This is a genomic window from Thermodesulfovibrionales bacterium (assembly GCA_026417875.1).
Classification (GTDB): domain Bacteria; phylum Nitrospirota; class Thermodesulfovibrionia; order Thermodesulfovibrionales; family CALJEL01; genus CALJEL01.
This window is the reverse complement of sequence record JAOACK010000003.1, coordinates 21,635-43,086: the sequence shown is the minus strand read 5'-3', so window position 1 is coordinate 43,086 and position 21,452 is coordinate 21,635. Positions and strand designations below refer to the sequence as shown.

At 39.8% G+C, this 21,452-nt stretch carries 24 protein-coding genes; 10 read left to right on the top strand and 14 right to left on the bottom strand.

All coding sequences use genetic code 11. The annotated features are described in order from the left end of the window. Positions 1-8 precede the first annotated feature (8 nt). Positions 9-2,159, bottom strand: a complete 2,151-nt coding sequence (locus N2257_01205) for an ATP-binding protein (GenBank protein ID MCX7793015.1) — start codon at positions 2,157-2,159, stop codon at positions 9-11. Continuing rightward, positions 2,156-2,824 carry a DUF4390 domain-containing protein gene (locus tag N2257_01200; GenBank protein ID MCX7793014.1) on the bottom strand — a complete coding sequence of 223 codons (669 nt, stop codon included), beginning with the start codon at positions 2,822-2,824 and terminating at the stop codon, positions 2,156-2,158. Before N2257_01200 ends, N2257_01205 begins: the two co-directional genes overlap by 4 nt. Before the next feature lie 127 nt (positions 2,825-2,951). Here N2257_01200 and N2257_01195 point away from each other — a divergent pair, with 127 nt between their 5' ends. From N2257_01195 to pfp, 6 genes are all read left to right on the top strand, one after another. After that, a complete protein-coding gene (locus tag N2257_01195; GenBank protein MCX7793013.1) occupies positions 2,952-3,434 on the top strand; it encodes an adenosine-specific kinase in 483 nt (160 codons plus the stop codon). A 106-nt stretch (positions 3,435-3,540) separates the two neighbouring features. Next, a complete protein-coding gene (locus N2257_01190) occupies positions 3,541-3,945 on the top strand; it encodes a secondary thiamine-phosphate synthase enzyme YjbQ (protein ID MCX7793012.1) in 405 nt (134 codons plus the stop codon). Positions 3,946-3,947: 2 nt separating this feature from the next. After that, entirely contained in the window at positions 3,948-4,787 is an 840-nt protein-coding gene (locus N2257_01185; GenBank protein MCX7793011.1) for a hypothetical protein, read from the top strand. Continuing rightward, a complete protein-coding gene (locus N2257_01180; protein ID MCX7793010.1) occupies positions 4,784-4,972 on the top strand; it encodes a hypothetical protein in 189 nt (62 codons plus the stop codon). Before N2257_01185 ends, N2257_01180 begins: the two co-directional genes overlap by 4 nt. Further along, a complete protein-coding gene (locus N2257_01175) occupies positions 4,959-6,200 on the top strand; it encodes a class II fructose-bisphosphate aldolase (protein MCX7793009.1) in 1,242 nt (413 codons plus the stop codon). Before N2257_01180 ends, N2257_01175 begins: the two co-directional genes overlap by 14 nt. Further along, positions 6,197-7,465 carry a diphosphate--fructose-6-phosphate 1-phosphotransferase gene (gene pfp / locus N2257_01170; GenBank protein MCX7793008.1) on the top strand — a complete coding sequence of 423 codons (1,269 nt, stop codon included), beginning with the start codon at positions 6,197-6,199 and terminating at the stop codon, positions 7,463-7,465. The genes N2257_01175 and pfp overlap by 4 nt, the downstream gene beginning before the upstream one ends. A gap of 31 nt (positions 7,466-7,496) precedes the next feature. Here the strand turns inward: pfp and N2257_01165 are convergent, their stop codons facing one another. The 3 genes from N2257_01165 to N2257_01155 are packed head-to-tail and all read right to left on the bottom strand — an operon-like array spanning position 7,497 to position 11,108. Beyond that, positions 7,497-8,867, bottom strand: coding sequence for a sigma-54 dependent transcriptional regulator (locus N2257_01165; GenBank protein MCX7793007.1), 1,371 nt, complete (start codon positions 8,865-8,867; stop codon positions 7,497-7,499). 34 nt (positions 8,868-8,901) lie between these two features. After that, the gene (locus tag N2257_01160; protein MCX7793006.1) at positions 8,902-10,305 is read right to left on the bottom strand and encodes an ATP-binding protein; all 1,404 of its coding nucleotides are present in this window, start codon (positions 10,303-10,305) and stop codon (positions 8,902-8,904) included. A gap of 44 nt (positions 10,306-10,349) precedes the next feature. Continuing rightward, positions 10,350-11,108 carry an AAA family ATPase gene (locus N2257_01155; protein MCX7793005.1) on the bottom strand — a complete coding sequence of 253 codons (759 nt, stop codon included), beginning with the start codon at positions 11,106-11,108 and terminating at the stop codon, positions 10,350-10,352. Positions 11,109-11,235: 127 nt separating this feature from the next. On the opposite strand from N2257_01155, the gene N2257_01150 reads away from it, so the two are divergent. The 4 genes from N2257_01150 to N2257_01135 are packed head-to-tail and all read left to right on the top strand — an operon-like array spanning position 11,236 to position 14,124. Beyond that, positions 11,236-11,415 (top strand): ferredoxin, encoded by a 180-nt coding sequence (locus N2257_01150; GenBank protein ID MCX7793004.1) that lies wholly within the window; start codon positions 11,236-11,238, stop codon positions 11,413-11,415. Between the two features lie 58 nt (positions 11,416-11,473). Continuing rightward, on the top strand, positions 11,474-13,396 hold the full coding sequence (locus N2257_01145; protein ID MCX7793003.1) for an ASKHA domain-containing protein: 1,923 nt from the start codon (positions 11,474-11,476) through the stop codon (positions 13,394-13,396). A 51-nt stretch (positions 13,397-13,447) separates the two neighbouring features. After that, positions 13,448-13,783, top strand: a complete 336-nt coding sequence (gene hisI / locus N2257_01140; GenBank protein MCX7793002.1) for a phosphoribosyl-AMP cyclohydrolase — start codon at positions 13,448-13,450, stop codon at positions 13,781-13,783. Next, complete coding sequence (locus N2257_01135; GenBank protein MCX7793001.1) at positions 13,783-14,124, top strand: histidine triad nucleotide-binding protein; 342 nt, start codon at positions 13,783-13,785, stop codon at positions 14,122-14,124. The genes hisI and N2257_01135 overlap by 1 nt, the downstream gene beginning before the upstream one ends. Before the next feature lie 49 nt (positions 14,125-14,173). Here the strand turns inward: N2257_01135 and N2257_01130 are convergent, their stop codons facing one another. The 9 genes from N2257_01130 to N2257_01090 form a co-directional block, all read right to left on the bottom strand. After that, positions 14,174-14,584: a hypothetical protein gene (locus N2257_01130; GenBank protein MCX7793000.1), complete on the bottom strand. Its 411-nt coding sequence runs from the start codon at positions 14,582-14,584 to the stop codon at positions 14,174-14,176. A gap of 261 nt (positions 14,585-14,845) precedes the next feature. Beyond that, positions 14,846-15,508, bottom strand: coding sequence for a SurA N-terminal domain-containing protein (locus tag N2257_01125; protein ID MCX7792999.1), 663 nt, complete (start codon positions 15,506-15,508; stop codon positions 14,846-14,848). An 18-nt stretch (positions 15,509-15,526) separates the two neighbouring features. Beyond that, positions 15,527-15,919 (bottom strand): NUDIX hydrolase, encoded by a 393-nt coding sequence (locus N2257_01120; protein ID MCX7792998.1) that lies wholly within the window; start codon positions 15,917-15,919, stop codon positions 15,527-15,529. Beyond that, positions 15,912-16,142 (bottom strand): RNA chaperone Hfq, encoded by a 231-nt coding sequence (gene hfq / locus N2257_01115; GenBank protein MCX7792997.1) that lies wholly within the window; start codon positions 16,140-16,142, stop codon positions 15,912-15,914. Before hfq ends, N2257_01120 begins: the two co-directional genes overlap by 8 nt. 172 nt (positions 16,143-16,314) lie before the next feature. Next, on the bottom strand, positions 16,315-17,037 hold the full coding sequence (gene mqnB / locus N2257_01110) for a futalosine hydrolase (protein ID MCX7792996.1): 723 nt from the start codon (positions 17,035-17,037) through the stop codon (positions 16,315-16,317). A gap of 20 nt (positions 17,038-17,057) precedes the next feature. Beyond that, on the bottom strand, positions 17,058-18,095 hold the full coding sequence (locus tag N2257_01105) for a deoxyguanosinetriphosphate triphosphohydrolase (GenBank protein ID MCX7792995.1): 1,038 nt from the start codon (positions 18,093-18,095) through the stop codon (positions 17,058-17,060). Between the two features lie 8 nt (positions 18,096-18,103). Next, positions 18,104-18,505 carry an EamA family transporter gene (locus N2257_01100; GenBank protein MCX7792994.1) on the bottom strand — a complete coding sequence of 134 codons (402 nt, stop codon included), beginning with the start codon at positions 18,503-18,505 and terminating at the stop codon, positions 18,104-18,106. Positions 18,506-18,545: 40 nt separating this feature from the next. After that, positions 18,546-19,955 (bottom strand): NADH-quinone oxidoreductase subunit N, encoded by a 1,410-nt coding sequence (locus tag N2257_01095; GenBank protein MCX7792993.1) that lies wholly within the window; start codon positions 19,953-19,955, stop codon positions 18,546-18,548. 13 nt (positions 19,956-19,968) lie between these two features. After that, positions 19,969-21,429 (bottom strand): NADH-quinone oxidoreductase subunit M, encoded by a 1,461-nt coding sequence (locus N2257_01090; GenBank protein MCX7792992.1) that lies wholly within the window; start codon positions 21,427-21,429, stop codon positions 19,969-19,971. Between the last annotated feature and the right edge of the window lie 23 nt (positions 21,430-21,452).

Below are 21,452 nucleotides of genomic sequence, written 5' to 3'. Positions count from 1 at the left end.
TTTCTCAATCAGGAATACCCCTTGCCAGACAATGTTAATGGTAATTCTACGATGAAGATTGCTCCCCTAGGACTGTTGTCCTTTATCTTGATCAACCCCCTGTGTTCGGTAACAATCCTATTGGCAATCGCAAGACCGAGACCGGAGCCGCCCTTTCTCGTTGTGAAATGAGGAATAAAAAGTTTATCCTTAATCTCATCAGGTATACCTGGTCCATCATCAGCTATGCTGACTATTGCAAGCCTGTTTTCGGCATCCTCTATGAGTTTTATAAAGATATTGCCCTTTAATGATGAATCCATACCTGATTCCCCTAGTTGAACACCTTCGGGTACTGATTTTAAGGCCTCAATGGCATTATCAATTATATTGATGAAAACCCTCTTTATCTGCTCAGGATCAACCTCTACCTTGACGTCCTCAGGAGGAAGGAAGAGATGGAGCCTTACATTTTTAAAGCCTGAATAAAGATAGTAAACCTCACGCAATATCTCCCTCAAATCAATGACCTTCTTTTCAATCTTTGGCATCCTTCCGAACTGGGCAAAATCAGAAACGAGGCGCCTCAGGCTCTCTACCTCTCTTATAATTGTTTTTGTAGAGGTTTCGAATACTTCTTCAAAATCGCTATCCCTGTTATACCATTTTTTAATAAGCCTTTCGGTAGATAATTTTATAGGCGTCAGTGGATTTTTAACCTCGTGGGCTATCCTTGAGGCAATCTCCTGCCAGGCGACAGCCTTCTGGGCATTAATAATTTCTGTTATATCATCAAATACTACTATGAGACCAATAATATCACCTTTTCTCTCAGGCAATCTTATTGCAGTTATAAATACACGGAGAATCATGGACCTATCCTTGACTGTAAGCCTTATTTCTTTCTCAAAACCCCTGCTCACTGTTATTCTCTTTCCATCAGATGATTCTAGTAGATCCTTTAGCCTTATATCCCTTATAAGGCTATCGAGTTCCTCGGAACCTATATAATTCAAAAGTTCTCTGTAATTTTTGCCTGTAAAATAATCCTGATGAATTCCCAGTATCCTTTGAGCTGCCTTGTTTATGGAATTTATAACTCCTTCACTATCAATAAAAAGGACACCTGTATGGATGTTCTCAAGGATACTTGAAAGCCTTATCCTTTGACCCTCTGTTTCCCTTAATGCCTCCTGCAACTGGAGCTTGCTCTTTTTAAGTTCTTCAATCATGAAATTAAAATTTTTTATTAAGTAGGCGAATTCATCATTTCTGCCCTCTTCTGTTTTTATTCTTACATCAAGATCTCCTGATGCTACTGCCATTGTTGCTCCAGTGAGTTCCCTTACAGGTTCAGTTATTTTCTTAGATATCCTTAAGCCTGTCCATAGTGCAAGCATAATAATAAGGAGTGTGAAAAATCCAAAGGTCATTACAAAGTTTACCTTCAAAGGAAATTTCCATTTTAGTTTAAGGGTCGTCTCTTCATATTCATTTTTTAATCTCTCCACAGCACGGGTTATTTCCCCGGGTATAGTTAAGGAGCCCCTTAGAATACCTTTCTCTGTACGAAGGGCTATCCTTATATATTCTCCTTCAGGAGTTTTTGAGATCGCCATGGCTTCCTTCCTAGAGTAAGCTTCTTTTGTGAGTTCATCATCAGGTATATTAAGCAATTCCCACCTGCTTTCAGATTTAAAATTAATGTCTTTAAACCCAAGACCGGCCTCAATTCTGGCCTTCAGACTCAGGCCTTCTGATTTAAGCAATTCCTTTTTCTCTTCATAATATATTCTTGCCATATTCAGGGACTCTTCAAGAGATGAAAGGCTCTGGGGTGTAAGCCATCTTTCGATATATCCTGTAACCAGACCACTTCCAATGATGAAAAGAAATATTCCAGGTATTAAGGTCAGGATAACAAATATGCTCACAAGCTGGATCTGGAATCTGTGACCCGGCAGATTTCTTTTTCTCTCTATATAAAGCCTTAGAATATTTTTTCCGACATAGAAAAAAAGTATGAGGAGAGCGAGAAGATTAAGATTAATGCCGGCGAGAAAAAGTATGGCATAAAGGGGTTCATTGCCAAGTTTAATAAATCTTATAAAAAGAAGAATATTTGCTGCAACGAATAACAGCAGAAGGAGAAATATCAATGTTATCTTATAATATCTCATTTTGAACTGAGTCTGAATATGGCTGAATCCCTTGATATGGAAAATTCCTTTTCAGGTATAAAAAAGAGGAGATAGCCAACCACGGGCGGAAGTCTTCTCAATCGTGATTCCACTGTTACTTTTATGTAATAATCACCTGGTTCAATCCCCTTTATGTTTATAAGGGAAAGGGAGCTAATGACGGACATTGCGCTAAGCATAGATTCAAGGGTTTTAAATTTTTTTTCTACGATTATCTTCCTGTTTCTGTCAAAAGAACTCATTACATACTCACCTTTTATAACATCACCTTCAATTTTTCTGACTATAGAATTACCGAAGATATATTCATCAGGCCAATTTTTCCAGACCCTGAAGAGGTCTATATAAAAAACAAGCTCCTTCTGAATGCCATTTTTAATCTCGTTTATAAAATTCTCTGGTAGAATTACCGAGGTAGAAACCACCAGTTCATCGCCATTCATTCTTACATCAATATCTCCTATCTCCTGAGCAAGAAGGCATGTGGTCAGGAACAACAGGAAGAGAAGAACAGAGGTTATGCATAGAAATGTGCTGGCCAACGAGGCTGAGGATGAAAATAATTTTTTCAGCCTCAATCTTAATGCGCTGGTTTCTTTAAGGAATGGCTCCTCTTCTTGCATTATCTCTGTCTTTTGAGTCATAATTTTATTCATTATAGCACAAAGGGCATATTACCCTTTGAAATCGAAAAAGTTTATGCCCTATCATTATAGATAAAATTGATGGATACTCATAGATTTACTCATTTGCATAATTTAGGAGGTGGCTATGGAGATAAAAACTGTGCGAATCAATATTCCTGAAGGTTGTAATATTATCCTTGGCCAGACCCATTTTATTAAGACAACTGAAGACCTCTATGAAATAATGGCAGGCACAATACCTGGTGCGGAATTTGGCGTTGCCTTTACAGAGGCTTCGGGCCCCTGTCTCATTAGGACTGAGGGCAATAGTGAGGAACTTATACAGAGTTGTGCAAGGATACTTCAAGATATAGGTGCAGGTCATGTATTCTGTATACTGCTTAGAAAGGCCTATCCGATTAATGTCCTTAATCAGATAAAATTATGTCCTGAGGTGTGCCGAATCTTCTGTGCTACAGCAAATCCACTACAGGTTATTGTTGCTGAAACAGAGCAGGGCAGGGGCATACTGGGTGTTATAGATGGAGCTTCTCCAAAGGGAATTGAGGTACAGGAGGATAAGGTTAAGAGGAAGGAGTTTCTCAGAAAGATCGGCTATAAGCTTTAATTTTAAGTTTGCAGCAGACCATATGCGTGATCGGCATTAGATATAAAGCCTGTTTATTATTCATTAAGTCTGATCTATTACGGAATTATTATACCGGGAGGTTTAGATGAAGATAAAAACCATCACTGTAAAAAGTAAGGCTAGGACAGAATTTATTGACATAACCTCAGAAATTCAGAAGGTGATTGACGCTGAGGGAATTAAAAATGGAATATGCTTCCTCTTTGTTCCCCACACAACAGCAGGTATAACAATAAATGAGGGAGCTGATCCTTCAGTCCAGAGGGATGTACAGGCACTCCTTTCAAGACTCGTTCCTCAGGACCTGAATTATCTGCACAGGGAAGGCAATGCAGATGCCCACATTAAATCTACCATTGTGGGAGTTGATAAATTTATTTTTATTGAAGATGGAAGGCTCGTTCTTGGAACCTGGCAGGCTATATACTTCTGTGAATTTGATGGGCCGAGACACAGGCGTGTAGCTGTAAAGATTCTTTCTGATGACTGAAGATGTTCTGTAACGATTGCGGGAATGACATAAAGGCCCTGAAAAGGGAGATTAAAAGATTAAGAAAGATTATAAGGGATACTCCTCCTTCCCTTGAAGCCCTTTTAAGAAGAAGAGGCCTGAAGGTTTTTAAAAAGGAACCTTCTGATGATCTACTTATACCTGAATCTCAATTTTTAAATCAGTACTATAAAAAACTCCATAAATATTCCTTCCGTCTTTTTCTAAGGGATGTTATAAAATTCCAGAGAGGATTTTCATTAGAGGATGTGACCCGCTATGCCACGAGAGAAGTTATAGAGAACTATGTAGCTTATCTAAGAAAAATAGGACTTATTGGTAGGTTAAATAGACATCTTTTTTTTCTTAAAAAATCAGTGAAAAGTTTTGGTGAGACCCTTGAGTGGTTTTTCTCTGAAATCCTGAAACGAGAATTTCTGATGGAAGCGACATGGGGAGTGAGATTTAAGAAACCTGTAGCTATTACCTCGCCACCTGGGGGTGATTATGATGTAATAGCAAAATTTAACCATTCCATACTTTATGCCGAGGTCAAATCCTCTCCTCCAAAACAGATATACCAGAAGGAGATTAAGGCGTTCCTTGATAGAATAAAGATCCTCAGACCTGAATTAAGCATCTTCTTTATGGATACAGAACTGAGGATGAAGGACAAGATAGTTCCTATGTTCGAAGAAGAATTAAAAACACCCCTTGAAAGGATTAAAAAAGAGATATTTCATTTAGAGAACAGTCTTTTCATAATGAACTCCGGAGATTCTATTATACAGAACATCGAGACGATTCTTTCATGGTATTATAGTAAAAAGGTGAGCTCATGAATAGCATAGAATGCTGTGCCATATGTGCCTGGAGGGAGACCTGTCAGAAGAAGTTCTCCTTATCCGGAAGTTCTTTGCACTGTCCAGAGTTTGTCAGGGATATAAGTATCAAGATTTTATTATCAGAAGAAGATAAAGTCAAAAAACCTAAAGAACTTGAGGAGGAGAATAATGGAAATCCTTGATATGGCAGTTTATGAGGCAGTATTTACAGATGATGAAGAGAAGAAAATTAAGTCCTTGAAGAAGTTGAAGGAAGAAGCAAAGAATCAGGGTGTATGGCCCGCATCCATAAAGGGTCTTTATGAGACCTTTGCAAAGGAATTTCCTGGCTTTACTGTACCAGCTATAAACATCAGAGGACTCACTTATGATGTGGCAAGAGCTGCTTTCAAAAAGGCAATTGAACATAAAGTTGGAGCAGTGATCTTTGAAATAGCCCGTTCAGAAATAGGATATACAAAACAGAGACCCCTTGAATACTCAGCAGTAATACTTTCTGCAGCTGTTAGAGAGGGTTACAGAGGACCGGTTTTTCTTCAGGGTGACCATTTCCAGATCGTAAAGAGAAATTTTGAGAAAGATCCCGAGGGAGAAATAAATTATCTAAAGAGATTAATAAAGGAGGCAATAGAGGCAGAGTTTTACAATATAGATATTGATAGCTCGACCCTTGTTGACCTATCCAGAGACTCTGTTTACGAACAGCAGAGGCCAAATTTTGAGCATACCGCAAGGCTTGCTGAACATATAAGACTTCTTGAACCGGAAGGAATTTCTATATCAATAGGAGGAGAGATAGGAGAGATAGGTCATAAAAACAGCACACCAGAGGAGCTCAGGGCATTTCTTGATGGTTTTAACAGGACATTCAGAGGTAGTGGCGGACTATGCAAGATAAGTGTCCAGACAGGGACAAGCCATGGAGGGGTGGTGCTACCAGATGGAAGTCTCAAGGAGGTAAATATAGATTTTGATACCCTCAGGGTTCTTTCTGATATAGCAAGAAGAGAATATGGACTTGCAGGTGCTGTGCAGCATGGAGCATCTACACTTCCTGAGAATGCCTTTGATATGTTTCCAGAAGTTGGCACTGCTGAGATACATCTTGCAACAGGATTCCAGAATATCCTTTATGACAGTAAAGTACTTCCTGAAGAATTTAGAATGGAGGTTTATGAATACCTTAAAAAAGAATTTGCTTCAGAGAGAAAAGAGGGCGAGACCGATGAACAGTTTATATATAAGATAAGAAAAAAGGGTTTCGGTTCACTGAAAAAAAGGTGGTGGGACCTGCCTGAAAAGGTCAGGGCAGGCCTAAGGGAGGAGCTTGGAGATAGATTTGAGTTATTATTCAAGAAGCTTAAGGTAGTAAATACCTCAGAAATTGTAAGAGCTACAGTAAAGAGATGAGAAAAGGTAAAGGATATCTTGGGATTGTTGTTGGAGGCGGTCCTGCACCAGGCATCAATGGTGTTATAAGTTCGGCTACAATCGAGGCAATAAATGAGGGCTGCGAGGTAATAGGAATTAAAGGTGGATTTAAAACTTTATTTAATGGTGATAAAAAATCAGTAGTTAAACTTACAATCAATGATGTCTCAAGGATACATACCCAGGGTGGGTCCATACTCGGAACATCAAGGGATTATCCTGACAGGGTCAAGGAGAGATTTCGTATTCTTATCAGGACACTTCGTGACTTAGGGATTCGCTATCTCATCACCATCGGTGGAGAAGGCACAGTATTTATGGCAAACTGGATACAGAAAGAGGCAAAGTGGCTTTCTGTTGCCCATGTTCCAAAGACTATAGATAATGACATTCCCCTTCCAGGAGGCATGCCGACTTTTGGCTATGAAACAGCAAGACACTGGGGAGTGGAGATTGTAAAAAATATAATGGAAGATGCCAGGACAATGGAGAGGTGGTATTTTGTTACTACCATGGGAAGGCATGCAGGCCATCTTGCCCTGGGCATCGGAAAATCTTCAGGTGCGACAATCACACTTATACCAGAGGAGTTTCGGGAAAAAGTTGTTCCTTTAAAAAAGATATCTGATCTCCTTGCAGGTTCAATAATAAAAAGGCTTGCGATGGGAAGAACTCACGGAGTGGCGATTCTTGCAGAAGGTATAGCAGAAAAACTTGATATTAATGAATTGAGTAAGTATGAATATCTCGAGAAGGATGAGACTGGCAGGATAAGGTTATCAGAGATACAGCTTGGAAGGATTTTAAAACATGAGGTAAAAAATACCCTTAAAGAGCACGGGATAAATATCACTATTGTTGACAAAAATATTGGCTATGAGTTAAGGGCAGCAGCTCCAATACCCTTCGATGTGGAATATACAAGAAATCTTGGTTACGGTGCGGTAAAATTCCTTCTTGAGGGCGGCAGGGGCGCACTCGTATCCTTTCATGATGGTAAACTCCATCCTGTTCCTTTTGAAGAACTTACAAATAAGGAAGGTAGAATCAGTCTGAGACTTGTGGATATTAATTCAGAGACCTATATGGTTGGCAGGATGTATATGATAAGGCTTGAAAGTGGTGATTTCAAAGGGGAAATGCTTAAAAAACTCTCTGGAGTCTGTGGTATCAGCCCTGAGGAATTCAGAAAAAGATTTATTTATCTCACAGAGGATTTTTCCTGCAGGCCGGTATGTCTGTAAAAACTTTAAGCCTTCTATCTGATGATTTAAGTCAATCACGGTTATTCATATTCTGCCATCTATACCAGAATGCCTTGTAGCTAAGACCGAGGAGCTTTGCGGCCTTAGCAATCACGCCATTTGCACGTTCCATAGCCTTTTTAAATAGAGCTCTTTCAAGCTCTTCAAGATTAAGACCCTCAGGTGGTATATCAACATCATAGGGGCTTCTGCCAGAAAAATCTTTAAGTTCATCCTCTATATGTTCAAGCCTTATAATATCATCTGCCATAATAACTGCCCTTTCTATTACAGACATAAGCTGTCTCACATTTCCCGGCCAGTGGTATCTTTCAAGTCTTCTTAAAGCAGAAGGTTCTATGCTCTTTATTTCCTTCCGAAATTCCTTTGAATATTTTTTTATGAAATGTTCAACAAGAACGGGAATATCTTCCCTTCTTTCCCTGAGTGGTGGCATCTCAATTGTTACAACCCTTAATCTATAAAATAAATCTTCCCTGAATCTTCCCTTTTTTAGCTCCTCTTCTAGGTTCCTGTTTGTTGCTGCTACAATCCTTACATCTATCCTGACCGGTTCCCTTCCTCCTACTCTCCATATTTCCTTTTCCTGAAGTGCTCTCAGGAGTTTTGCCTGGGTGCTCAGTGGAAGCTCTCCAATCTCATCAAGGAATAATGTTCCTTCATCTGCAATCTCAAAAAGGCCTTTTTTTCTTGTTGCTGCGCCTGTGAAAGCACCAGGCTCATAGCCGAAGAGCTCGCTCTCAATAAGTGTTTCAGGTATTGAGGCACAGTTTATTGCTACAAAGGGTTTTGAATGCCTGGGACTATTATAATGGATAGCCTTTGCAATAAGTTCCTTTCCCGTTCCACTTTCACCTGTGATAAGTACTGTAGTATTTGTTTGAGATACGAGCTTTGCCATAGAGATGGCCTTTACAAAACCTGGAGCTCTTCCCACTATACCTTCAACCTTAAAATGCTCTGAGAGGGCTTTTTTTAATTTAATATTTTCTCTTACTATTCTTTCCCTCTCAAGTGCTCTTCTTACTGATATCAGAAGCACGTCCCTGTCAATGGGTTTTGTAAGATAATCAAAGGCTCCTTTTTTAACAGCTTCAACTGCGGAACTGATCGTTCCGTAGGCTGTTAGAATGATGAATGAAGGCTTGAGCCGATCAGATTCTGTATTCTTGGAATTTAAAACTTTTTCCATAAGCTCTATTCCGTTCATTTTGCCAAGCCTGAGATCTGTAAGGACAACTTCTGGCTCATACTTGTTTATAAGCTCCAATGCCTCCTGAACGGAGGAGGCACCCAGTGTATTAATTCCCTCATCTTCCAGTATTGTAACGATTATATCTCTCTGTTGCTCCTCATCATCTACAACCAGGACCTTTGCCATAATTAATCCCCTGTAAAGCAGATATCTTTATAAGTCAAAAAATATCTCCTTGGCGATCCCGACCAAAAATCAATTTTACGTCTGTACCACCTTTACTTTTTATGAAAATCCTTCCTCCGTGTTCCTCTATAATTCTTTTGGTCGTTGTGAGGCCCAGCCCGAGACCCTTCTCTTTAGTTGTGAAGAAAGGGTCAAATACCTTTGTAAGCCGGTCTTCTGGAATACCTTCACCATTATCAGAGATCTCAATGTAAAAATTATCTGCCTCGATCCCAGTCCTAAGGGTCAATGTCCCTCCCTCCGGCATTGCCTCAAAGGCGTTTTTTATGATGTTCATTAAAGCTGTCTTAAGAAGATCGGGATCTGCATCAATAAATGGCAGGGTGCTGAATTCCGTTATAATCTCAATCCCTGAAGCCTCTGCTTTTGCCTTTATGAGTTCTATTATCTCTGTCAGGAGTTTTCCTGTATCAATCCTCTGTTTTTTCAGAATTAGTGGTTTTGCATATTCAAGAAAATTATTCACGAGATTATCAAGCCTGTGAACTTCCCTCTTGACAGCCTCCAGGAGTTCTGCTTCCTTAATGAAATCACTATTTTTTAATAATTTTGTTTTTACATGGTCAATGGTGAGATTAATAAAATTTAAAGGGTTCCTTACCTCATGTGCAATTTCTCTTGCAAACTGACCGACAGTGGCAAGATGTTCTGCCTTTCTGAGATTCTCCTGGAGCCTCTGCTGTCCTTCAAGGAGCCTCTTCATTCTCTCAATATTCTCGCTAAGTTCGCCTATCTCTCCGGGAGTATTAATCTTCATGGTATAGTTGTATTCTCCTGCCATTATATTTCTTACAGCCACTATAATCTCCTGGATGGGTCTTGTGTATCTTGTGGATAAAAAAACAATCATGACAATGCCAGCTCCAAAAACAATCAGGGTTACTAATATTCTGTTATAAAGATTTGACCTTAGCATACTGGAAAAATCCTCGGTATTTATCTTTAGATGAAGGTATCCATAGTGTTCATTGTTCATGATCACAGGGACAATTACATTATACGTCCTTCCCTCAGCGGTAACAGGCTCTCCAAGTTCTGCCCTTATTATCATCTCTTTTTTTGTTGGGTTAATGGTACTTCCTGATTTTTCAGGATTTGTACTTGCAAGAATCTCATCAGTATGGCTTATTATGGAAACCTCTTTTATACCCTTTGATTTCAGTCTTGAAAGATAGTCCTTCAGTCGTTTTTCATCTGAGGAACCTGTAAGTTCTTCAACACCTACCTGAATTATCTTTGAAAGGTCCTCTATCTGGGCTTCGAGATTTTTGTAGAGAATTCTTTCAGCCTGGTAGTAAAGAATCAGAAGCAGACTTGTAAGAATAAACGAAAGACCAACCATCATGAGGACAAGCTTCTGCTTGAGGCTCAGAGGCATGGGTTATTATAGCAGATTAAGGTAATGATAGTAATTAACCAGGGTTAAATCAGTCTTTCCAGTATTCCATAAAATTTTTTCAGAATTCCGGAGTCTTCAGGTAACTGGATAACAGGTGTTCCTTTTAGGTCATATTCCTGAACAAGGGGATCATCAGGTAGCCATCCTGCAATATTTAAATTAAATTCTCTTGCAAGGCTTATTAAAGAATCAGGGTCTTCTGAGACCCTGTTTATGATTAAATACCTTGACCTTACATCAAGATTGAGCTCATCTACAAGTTCATTAATCCTCTTTGCCGTAAGGATACCCTTTTTGGTTGCATCACTCACAATAAAAAGGATATCCACATTATGTGTTGTTCTCCTTGATAGATGCTCCATACCAGCCTCATTATCAATAACCACATAGGGATAATGTTCAGAAAGTCTGTCGGTATATTTTCTTATAATATTATTTGCAGCGCAGTAGCAACCCGGGCCCTCAGGTCTTCCCATGACAAGAAGGTCAAAACCCTTAGCCTCAATAAGACACTGCTGGATCATGTAATCAAAGAGCTGTTCCATGCTCATCCCGCCAGGCCTTTCATCACCGGTTCTTACTTTCTGTAGAGATTCCTCTCTCAGTCTTCCAACCGTTGTATGAACCTCTACGCCCAGTGTCTCGTTTAGACAGGAGTTACTGTCAGCATCAACAGCAAGCACCGGACCTCTTCTTCGTTCAAGAATAAACCTTATGGTCAAACCGCACAGGGTAGTCTTTCCTGTACCGCCCTTTCCCGCAAAGGCTATTACAAATGACATTTTTTATATTAACACAGGCAACTTAAAAAAAAGTCCTTTTGAGTCTTATAAACTTTTTAAAGGAATGTTGTTATAATACAAAGGGTGATTTTTAAAATCGCCTTAAATTAATAAGAGGAGGTAAATTATGACTCCAGTAGTTGACTTGGATCTTTGCATTGGCTGTGGTTCCTGTGTGGAACTCTGTCCTGAGGTCTTTGAACTGAGAGATGATAAGGCCTGGGTAATAGGTCCTGATAAATGTAACACCTGCAACTGTCAGGAAGCTGCTGATATCTGTCCCACTCAGGCAATTAAGTTAGAGTGAATATCTGAGCCGTAATGTGTAATAATCTATTGACACATTAAAGTTAAATTTATATTAGATGAATCTCCAGCTTACAAGCGGTGAGAATATTCACCTCAAAGGGGGGCAGAGCATTCTCGATGCTCTCAGGGATGCTGAGATTTATCTTGTTGCTTCCTGTGGTGGCAAAGGTACCTGCGGAAAATGCAGAGTAAGGATTGTTGATGGCTCCTATAAGGCAAAGGGTTATGGGAAACTCACTTCTCAGGAAAGACAAAAGGGATTTGTTCTTGCCTGCCAGACTTTTGCCCTTTCTGATCTTATAATTGAGATACCTGAAGATTCGAAGCTCACCGTAGGAGATAAGATTGCCATATCAAGAGGAAGGGATCTTTTTGAATTACTTCTTTCCCTTGGTGGTGATATCTCTCCCCTGGTTAAATATATTGACCTCAATCTGCCACCACCAACAATAACAGACAATATTGCTGACCTTGAGAGATTGAGAAGGGCTTTAAGACTCAGGGGACTGGAGGACCTTAGATTCTCAAATAAGTTCCTGAGGGAGCTTGCTAAGGAATTGAGAAAGAACAGCTGGAGTATAAGGATTAATTATACAGAATGTATTGGATGCAGCTCTCTGAAAGACAGAGGTTATCTTGAAGCCCTCTTTATATCACCGCAGATAGATGAGCCCAGGTATGGCATTGCAGTTGATATAGGCACAACCACGATAGTTGTTTATCTTGTAAATCTTGACCATGGCGGGATAATTGATGTGGCATCAACATATAACTCCCAGATAAGATTCGGTGATGATGTTATTACAAGGATAATATATGCAACAGAAAAAAACGGGCTTGAAGAACTGAGACAGACTGTGGTGGAGGACATTAATACTTTGACAGATTCTATGGCAAGGAGGCAATCCATTGATACAGCCGATATTCTTGTGGCGAGCATAGCCGGCAATACAACCATGAGCCATATTTTCTGGGGTTTGGATCCAGGGCCTATAAGGGAAGAGCCCTATATACCCTCAGTTAACTCCTTTCCTGTATGGAGGGCTGGAACAGCTGGCCTCAATATAAACAGCCAGGCACCTGTATACACCCTTCCCTGTGTAGCCAGCTATGTTGGCGGAGATATTGTAGCAGGTGTTCTTGCTTCAAAGATGCACAGAAGCCCAGAGATATCTCTTTTTATGGATATAGGCACAAATGGAGAAATAGTTGTTGGCAATAATGAATGGCTTATGACAGCAGCCTGTTCTGCAGGTCCCTGTTTCGAGGGTAGCGGGATAAAATCAGGAATGAGGGCAACAAAAGGTGCAATAGAGCAGATAAGATTCAATCCTGAGACCCTTGAGCCGGAATTTTCAGTGATCGGAAACGGCAAACCCATAGGCATATGCGGTTCAGGAATGATAGATGCGATCTCGGGAATGTTTCTTAATGGTTTAATAGACCAGAAGGGAAGATTTGTGAAGGAGAGATCAAAAAGGATAAGAGAAGGAGAGGATGGTCCTGAGTACGTATTTTATGAAGAAATAAGAGGTGATACAAAATTCAGTGTTGTTCTTACTGAACCTGATATTGAAAATATCATTAGAGCAAAGGCTGCAATATATGCAGGTGTCTCTCTTTTATTAAAGGAAGCGGGTCTTGACATTGATTCAATTCAGAGAGTATATATAGCCGGTGGTTTTGGAAATTACCTTAACCCCCAGAAGGCTATTATCTTGGGAATGCTGCCTGACCTTCCCGTTGAGAGATTCACCTTTCTTGGAAACACCTCTATTGCAGGAGCCTATCTCTGCTTGCTGTCAGAAAGAATGAGGAAGGAGGCTGAGGAGATCAGCCAGAAAATGACCTATATGGAACTTAGTGTTTTAAGGAGCTTTATGGATGAGTATCTTTCAGCACTTTTTTTGCCCCATACAGATCTTGAAAGATTTCCTTCTGTAGCAAGGGAGATTTCAAGTATCAGGGCTGGGAGATAACAGGTTTCACTCATTGCATATACCCGGTATTTTACAATTTAAGGAGGAGACATGATTGAGGGTTTAAAATATGATGAGAAGGGTTTGATACCTGCTATAATCCAGGACATAAACACTGGAGAGGTTCTCATGATGGCTTACATGAATGAAAATTCTCTGAGAATGACCATCGAGACGGGATATACCCATTTCTGGTCAAGGTCCAGGCAGAAGTACTGGAAAAAGGGTGAAACATCGGGAAATGTTCAGGAGGTTAAGGAGATACTTGTGGATTGTGATGCCGATACCCTACTTATTAAGGTGATCCAGCATGGTCCTGGAGCCTGCCATACAGGTCACAGGACCTGTTTCTATAGAAACATAAAAGGAGAGGAGGTGGAGAGGTAATGGACTGTGTGTTCTGTAAGATAGCTGAAAAGAAACTTCCCTCAAAAATCCTTTATGAAGATGCTTTCGCCCTTGCCTTTGAGGATATAAATCCACAGGCACCTGTACATGTACTTGTTGTTCCGAGAAAGCATATATCCACCGTGCTTGAATTAAAGGAAGAAGATAGAGAGCTTATAGGGCATCTCTTTCTTGTTGCAAACAACATAGCTGATCAGAAGGGTATTGCTGAAAGAGGATTTAGACTTGTAATGAACTGTAACAGGGATGCAGGACAGACCGTTTTTCATATTCACCTTCACGTCCTTGGTGGAAGATCTATGCACTGGCCACCAGGATAAAAATAAGGTTGAGGCAGAAAAATTCTCCACCTCAACCTCTCTTTTCTATTTACTTCTTTGTAGGTGCTGCTTGAGCAGGTGCAGGAGCCGCTTCAGTTTTCGGTGTCACATTGATTGATGTAGCGATATTCTTTTCATTTTCCTTCTTATACCTTGCAGTAGCTGAATCTCCTACCTTCACATCACCAAGGGATTTCTTTTCCTTGTTAATCATGACCTTTGTTTTATCAGTAACTGTAAGCTGGACTTCCTGCCTTTTGCTCTTGATTGTTATGCTGTTCTTTGCAGGATCAACTGCTGTAACCTCGCCCTTTACTGAAAGATATTTTGTCGGAGCAGGTGCTGGTGCAGTCTCCTTTTTTTCCGGAGCTGCTGGTACTGTTGCCTGCTGTGCAAAGGCAATTGTGGCTGTAAGAGCAAAAAGCATAACTGACAAAAGAATCAAGAATTTTTTCATCATGTTCACCTCCTTTCTTTGGAATTTAGATTTTAAAATTGCAATTTCTATGCCATTTAAAATCATATTGAAAACTTAAAGTAAATGGAAAACATTTTTTCCTTATTTAAGGAAGGAATTTACCTTTAGAGAAAAAACCTTAAAACATCAGTCTACCCTTTAACATAAAGGGATTAATTGATCTCTATGGCGGATTAGGATTAACTTTAAATTGCGATAGAAAAAAGGCAGGCCACATTAAGTGCTCAGCAGGATGCGTTTCATTTATATTAAGCCTTCGCTCTTCAAAAACTCAGCATTCTTTTCTATCTTCATGTAGTTTTTAAATCCATTTATGTAAGATTTAAGAAGTTTATCCTTTTCCTCAAAAAGGACTGCTTCTCTTAATGCCCTTGCAAGTTCATTCTCACCTGATATTGTTAGGGAGCCTTCAAGTTCAGCAGCACCCTCAATGAGTCTTCTAAGTTTTGCTATTCTGAGTGACTTTCTGAGAGATTGTTCGTAAATTTCAGGAGTGAGCCTGTTCTGCCTCAGAATTGAGATATACAGGTCCTTGCTGAATACACCATTTTTCATGAAAAGAGGGTTATTAACAACCGCATCCTCTACCTCTTTGTCACTTACCTCAATACCAAATTCATTCGCTATTCTCGAAAGTATCCTGTCATTTATGAGTGCTTCGAGTGCCTCTTCTTTGAGTCTCTTTTCCATTGCCTCATCAATCTGTGTTCTCTCTGAATAATATCTCCTGAGATTCTCAAAGGTTCTCCAGAATTCTTCAGCGTAAATTCTGTCTCCGTTTATTTTCACAACCACCAGGTTCTGAGACTTATCTATTGGCCCAACATAGAAGAAGACAAAAGAGATTATGATAATGAAGAAGAAGAAATAGAAAAACTTTGCGTGTTTTCTCATAAATTTAAGCATACTGTACCTCCATCTTTATCAGTACCGCTTTGAAAAATAATCATTCAATATCTCTCTGTGATCAAAGACTATAGGTTCAGGAAGATCATTCTCTGTAAAGATTCCAGCGTCCTCAGCATCGTCACCAGGTCTGAGTTCACCGTATCCCCTTGCGATAAAGACTGTGGAAATGGTATGTCTCCTTGGATCACGCCCGGGATCAGAATAGGTATGAAACTGTCTTATAAGCTCTACATCAAGGTTGGTCTCTTCTTTTGCCTCTCTAACTGCAGCAGCCTCAAGGGTTTCGCCGTAATCAACGAATCCTCCCGGTATCGCCCATCCCCTGGGTTCGTTTTTCCTTTTTATAAGCACTATTCCGCCTCTGTATTCAATAATTACATCAACTGTTGGTAAGGGATTTTTATGCATCCTCTTGAGCTGTGAATTCAATCTCCCTTTCGGGCACTATTGTGGAAACAGCGTGCTTGTAAATCATCATGGTGTTTGATTCTTTTATCATAATTACAAAATTATCAAATCCTTTTATTATTCCCTTTAGCCTTACACCGTTTGTGAGAAAGACAGTAACAGGAATCTTCTCCTTTCTCAGCTGATTAAGATAGGCATCCTGGTAATTTTGTGATTTAGACATACCTCACCTCGTGACTGTTTATAAATAATTCAAAATCAGTTAATTATACCATAGTCGTGCTCAAGTACAGACAATAGTTATAACATTAACCAAATTTTGTTAAGGTTAAAAGGAATACATTGATGCAAAATCCTTTATGGATAAATAAATTTGTTATAGAAAAAATTTTTAATTAAAAGTTAGAGTTCAGATACCACTTAATAAATTCCATAAGAACACCCTGACAGTTCTTTGAAGCGAGCTCAGGGTTCCATCTGCTCTTATCTCTTTCTCCAGCAATATTACTGACACCCCTTATCTCCATAAAATCAATATTATTTATTAATGCAGCATGGGCAACAGCAGCACCTTCCATATTTTCACATATAGCATTCCACCTCTTATGCATTTTCTCTGCAATTTCGGGATTGCCGGTAATTCCAGAGACGGTAACAAAACTGCCACATTGAAGATTAAGGGAAAGCTCTTTGCAGATTTCGTATATCTTATGTTTATGAGAATTCCTGATGGGTATCTCATTAAATATTTCAATATTGGATGATGAAATTTTTATAACTGGTAACCCGAGTGCCTTTAAATCCTGAAAATCCCTGCCACCTATTACACCTGTATCACCATAGATCTCTTTTTCTGCCAGCGCGATGTCTCCTATATTAAGACCTGATTCTCTGTAGGCACCACATATACCGGTTGAAATAATCAGTGATGGAGAATAGGAGTCTATGACTCTTGTAGCTGCTATGGCTGCATTAACCATTCCTATTCCTGAAAGATAGAGTATGACCTCCCCCTTTTTTACCGGCTCATGGAATCGAAATCCTCCTACTCCCAGATGAGTTTGGATCAAGGAGAGCTCAAATTCAACAGATGCTATTATGGCTATAATCTTGCTCAATTCTTAGCCTTCATAAATTTTCAATAAACTGCCCATCCCCTGGGAAGAAATAGCCGTTCATAGGTTGAGAGGGCAAATCTATCTGTCATTCCTGCAATGAAGTCACAGACAATTCTGTGTCTCTCCTGTTTTTTTTCTAAGGGAGTGTCCCTGTAAATCTCATCTGTGTGGTCAAGATAATAGGCATAGAGCTCCTGGATAATCTTTTTTGTCTTTTTAAACTCATTCAGTATCACTTCACTCTCATAAACACGCTCAAAGAGAAAATCCCTCAATTTATAAATAGCCTCGGAGACTTCTGAACTCATCCTGATTTCTGAAAGTTCGTCCTTGAGAGAATTCCTTATTATATCCTTTACAGCAGTATCTATCCTCTTTGAGTGAGTCTCGCCGAGGAGCTTTAACACAGAAGATGGAATCTCTGATTTTTTTATTACTCCCGCTCTCAGGGCATCATCAAGGTCGTGATTCACATAGGCAATTATATCAGCAACCCTGACTATCTGCCCTTCAAGGGTTATTGCCCTGTCTTTAGGATTTTCAGGAATAATCATTCCCTTGCCTTTTGAATGTTTCACAATCCCGTCTCTTACCTCAATGGTTAGGTTCAGGCCCTTTCCATCTTTTTCCAGCACATCTACCACTCTCAGGCTCTGAAGATAATGGTCAAAACCTCCAGGATGAATCTCTCTCAGGGCTGCCTCTCCAGCATGTCCAAAAGGTGTATGGCCCAGGTCGTGACCGAGGGCAATTGCCTCTGTAAGGTCTTCATTTAGTCTCAAGGCCCTTGCTATTGTCCTTGCTATCTGTGAAACCTCAAGCACATGGGTGAGCCTCGTTCTGTAATGATCTCCTTTCGGAGCAAGAAAGACCTGAGTTTTGTGTTTCAGTCTTCTGAAGGCCTTGCTGTGGATAATGCGGTCCCTGTCACGCTGAAAACATGTTCTTATTTCATCCTCTGGTTCATCTCTCAGTCTTCCCTTTGATCTGGAACTCAGGCAGGCCTTTGGATGTAGGTTCTTTTTTTCAATATCCTCAATTATTTCCCTTATAGTCATAAAATATTTTAACCTGCCATCAGGACCATTGCAATCAGCGCAAAGAGCATGCCTATTGCCTGTCTTAAAGTGATGTCCTCTTTAAGAATAAGATAACTAAGCATAATTGTGACCAGAGGATAGAGTGCTGTCATTGTTACTACAAGTGATGCTTTTCCCTCTTTCAGTGCATAATAGAAGAATATTACTCCTCCTCCACCTGTTAGACCGGCAAGCAGACCGTATATTATGCCAGGGGTACTGGTCTCAAAACGGAAACCTATAATTAATGAAAGCAGGGTAACTATTAATGCTCCAGCACTTCCCCAGAGATAAACTGACTGGGCAGATATATAGTTGGAGGCAATCTTTGCAAAAAAACCCCAGAGACCCCAGAGTAAAAGTGTAATTAGAGATTGATAGAACCACATATCTGTACTTTTACGGATGGATTAAATGAAGTAAATTTAATTATAAAATCATTGATGCCCGTGCAAATTCTATAAAATAATAGGGTGATAAACCTATTAAAATTACAAAACCTGTTGTAATTGTAACAGCCAGGGTTTCAGAAACGCTGGGACTGATGGATACAGCTCGCTGAGGCTCCTTCATATACATAAACATCACAACCCTCAGATAAAAATAGGCAGAAACCGCGCTCATTATAACAGCAATCACTGCAAGTCCTGTGTAGCCAGCATTTATAACAGACATGAATAAATAGAACTTACCGACAAAACCTGCTGTTGGCGGTATACCTGTGAGAGAAAACATAAATATAAGCATGATGGCTGCCCATAAAGGCTCTGTTTTTGCGAGTCCCTCATACTGGGAAAGCTCCTCTCCTTCTCTGCCAAGGATGGTTACAATTGCAAAGGCACCCAGATTCATAAAGGCATAAATCAATAAATAAAGCATTGTGCTTCCAATACCTTCAGGCGTGCCTGCTATTATACCGAGAAGGGCATATCCTGAATGAGCAATTGATGAATAGGCCAGCATCCTTTTAATGTTTGTCTGGCTTATGGCAAGGATATTTCCTATAATCATTGTCAGAACAGAAAGAACTATGAGCACAGCCTTCCAGTCAAGGTCTATAGCACCAAAGGCAGTAATGAATACCCTTCCTATAATTGCAAAACCAGCTGCCTTTGGAGCAACTGACATAAAGGCTGTCACAGGTGTGGGAGCTCCTTCATAGACATCAGGTGACCACATATGAAAGGGCACTGCCGCAATCTTGAATGCAAAGGCTGAGGCAAGAAAAAGCAGGGCAATCATCAATACCGGTTCGGTGCTTGACTGAGCCAGAGTTTGGGCTATACCTTTCAGGTTTGTTGTTCCTGTAAGGAGGTAAATAAATGATATGCCATATAGAAGAAGTGCTGAAGAAAAGGCACCGAGTAAAAAATATTTAATGGCTGCCTCATTTGATTTTGAATCGTGCCTCTTGAATCCCGCCAGTACATAGATAGAAAGTGCCATCAGTTCTGTACCCAGATAAAGAAGGATAAGGTCATTTGAAGATGCCATGAAGCTCATACCTAAAACAGAGAAAAGAAGCAGACTGTAATACTCTCCATAATGGGCATTTTCTCTGCTAAGGTATCTCATTGAGAGAAGTATTGTAAGAAGAGAGCTACCAAGGAATATAAATTTAAAAAACATGGAATAGCTATCAGAAACAAACATACCTGAAAAGGCAATTCCAGAAGAAGTATTTATTGTGATAATTCCGGTAAGAGCAAGAGCTATTATGCTCAGAAGAGCTATGGCTTCCTTCTTTTTTATTAAGAGTTCTGTTATAAGTATTAGGAGTGCAAGTATAGTAAGCCATAATTCGGATTTTATTAATAACATATCCTTTGAAAAATCCATTTATAACCTCCTATTAATGCAACTTTATCAGTAATGCCTTTACGCTTTCATGCATAAAGCTCAGAAAGGTATTGGGATAAATACCAATCCAGACTACGAGTATAACAAGGGGTGAAAGTGTAATTATCTCTCTAAGATCCATATCCTTATATCCTTTAATATTTTGATTAACTTCCTGGAAGAATACCCTCTGATAGAGCCAGAGCATATAGGCAGCACCTATTATTATGCCTGTTGCTGCTAAGGCACCTGCAAGCATGGATGCCCTGAATCCACCAAGGATGATTAAAAATTCACCTATAAAACCATTAAGTCCAGGAAGTCCTATTGAGGCGAGGGTAAAAGTCATAAAAAAACCAGCATAGACAGGCAGCACAGTTGCCATTCCGCCATAATGGGAAATCTCCCTTGAATGGCTTCTATCATAAATCATACCAACAAGTAAGAATAAAGCTCCTGTGACAATACCATGATTTATCATCTGTAATATTCCACCTTCAAGGCCCTGCTGATTCAGTGCAAATATTCCGAGAGTAACAAAGCCCATGTGGCTCACAGAGCTGTAGGCAATCAATCTCTTCAGGTCTGACTGGACAAGACATATTACTCCTCCGTATATTATGGCAATTACTGAAAGGATAAGCATCACCGGTGCCATTGCCTTTGTGGCATCAGGAAAAAGGGGCAGGGAGAATCTCAGAAATCCATAGGCTCCCATTTTTATAAGTATTCCAGCAAGTATTACACTCCCAGCAGTTGGTGCCTCAGTATGAGCATCTGGAAGCCATGTGTGAACAGGCCACATAGGAACCTTCACTGCAAAGGCTGCAAAGAAGGCCCAAAAAAGCATGAGCTGAAGTTTATAGGGGAATTTCTGGGACATCAGGTGTACTATATCAAAGGTATTGCCTCCATTGAAATAAAGCACGATTATTCCTACAAGCATGAGCACACTACCCACAAGGGTATAGAGAAAGAATTTTACTGCTGAATATATCCTTCTCGGACCTCCCCATACTCCGATAATGAGATACATGGGTATGAGCATTGCCTCCCAGAATACATAAAAGAGGAAGAAGTCCAGGGAGCAGAAGACACCTATCATGGCTGCTTCAATTAGAAGCAGGGCAATGTAAAATTCCTTTACCTTTTCCTTTATGGAATGCCATGAAATAAGGACACAGAGAGGTCCAAGTAGTGCACTTAAAAGAACAAACAGAACACTTATGCCATCAACACCGAGATAATATTTTATATTCCAGGCAGGTATCCAATCCACAACCTCCACAAACTGCATATCACTTCTTGATTTGTCAAAATTAAAAAAAAGTGGAAGTGAGGCAATAAAGGTCAGAAGGGTAAAAACAAGGCTTAGCCATTTTATTGCTATTTCCTGTCTTCTTCCTATAAGAAGTAGAATCAGTGCGCCAATGACTGGAAGAAATATTACTGTGCTTAAAACAGGGTATTCCATCCTGTACCTCCCTAACTATTACT

Coding starts and splice junctions, on each gene's coding strand:
- N2257_01160 (MCX7793006.1), bottom strand. CDS start 10,305: ATGCCTCTGAGCCTCAAGCAGAAGCTTGTCCTCATGATGGTTGGTCTT.
- N2257_01120 (MCX7792998.1), bottom strand. CDS start 15,919: ATGCATAAAAATCCCTTACCAACAGTTGATGTAATTATTGAATACAGA.
- N2257_01125 (MCX7792999.1), bottom strand. CDS start 15,508: ATGCTTAAATTTATGAGAAAACACGCAAAGTTTTTCTATTTCTTCTTC.
- N2257_01135 (MCX7793001.1), top strand. CDS start 13,783: ATGGACTGTGTGTTCTGTAAGATAGCTGAAAAGAAACTTCCCTCAAAA.
- N2257_01205 (MCX7793015.1), bottom strand. CDS start 2,159: ATGAGATATTATAAGATAACATTGATATTTCTCCTTCTGCTGTTATTC.
- N2257_01185 (MCX7793011.1), top strand. CDS start 3,948: ATGTTCTGTAACGATTGCGGGAATGACATAAAGGCCCTGAAAAGGGAG.
- N2257_01155 (MCX7793005.1), bottom strand. CDS start 11,108: ATGTCATTTGTAATAGCCTTTGCGGGAAAGGGCGGTACAGGAAAGACT.
- hfq (MCX7792997.1), bottom strand. CDS start 16,142: ATGTCTAAATCACAAAATTACCAGGATGCCTATCTTAATCAGCTGAGA.
- N2257_01105 (MCX7792995.1), bottom strand. CDS start 18,095: ATGACTATAAGGGAAATAATTGAGGATATTGAAAAAAAGAACCTACAT.
- N2257_01190 (MCX7793012.1), top strand. CDS start 3,541: ATGAAGATAAAAACCATCACTGTAAAAAGTAAGGCTAGGACAGAATTT.
- N2257_01090 (MCX7792992.1), bottom strand. CDS start 21,429: ATGGAATACCCTGTTTTAAGCACAGTAATATTTCTTCCAGTCATTGGC.
- N2257_01175 (MCX7793009.1), top strand. CDS start 4,959: ATGGAAATCCTTGATATGGCAGTTTATGAGGCAGTATTTACAGATGAT.
- N2257_01100 (MCX7792994.1), bottom strand. CDS start 18,505: ATGTGGTTCTATCAATCTCTAATTACACTTTTACTCTGGGGTCTCTGG.
- pfp (MCX7793008.1), top strand. CDS start 6,197: ATGAGAAAAGGTAAAGGATATCTTGGGATTGTTGTTGGAGGCGGTCCT.
- N2257_01200 (MCX7793014.1), bottom strand. CDS start 2,824: ATGACTCAAAAGACAGAGATAATGCAAGAAGAGGAGCCATTCCTTAAA.
- N2257_01130 (MCX7793000.1), bottom strand. CDS start 14,584: ATGATGAAAAAATTCTTGATTCTTTTGTCAGTTATGCTTTTTGCTCTT.
- N2257_01165 (MCX7793007.1), bottom strand. CDS start 8,867: ATGGCAAAGGTCCTGGTTGTAGATGATGAGGAGCAACAGAGAGATATA.
- N2257_01095 (MCX7792993.1), bottom strand. CDS start 19,955: ATGGATTTTTCAAAGGATATGTTATTAATAAAATCCGAATTATGGCTT.
- hisI (MCX7793002.1), top strand. CDS start 13,448: ATGATTGAGGGTTTAAAATATGATGAGAAGGGTTTGATACCTGCTATA.
- N2257_01180 (MCX7793010.1), top strand. CDS start 4,784: ATGAATAGCATAGAATGCTGTGCCATATGTGCCTGGAGGGAGACCTGT.
- N2257_01145 (MCX7793003.1), top strand. CDS start 11,474: ATGAATCTCCAGCTTACAAGCGGTGAGAATATTCACCTCAAAGGGGGG.
- N2257_01150 (MCX7793004.1), top strand. CDS start 11,236: ATGACTCCAGTAGTTGACTTGGATCTTTGCATTGGCTGTGGTTCCTGT.
- N2257_01195 (MCX7793013.1), top strand. CDS start 2,952: ATGGAGATAAAAACTGTGCGAATCAATATTCCTGAAGGTTGTAATATT.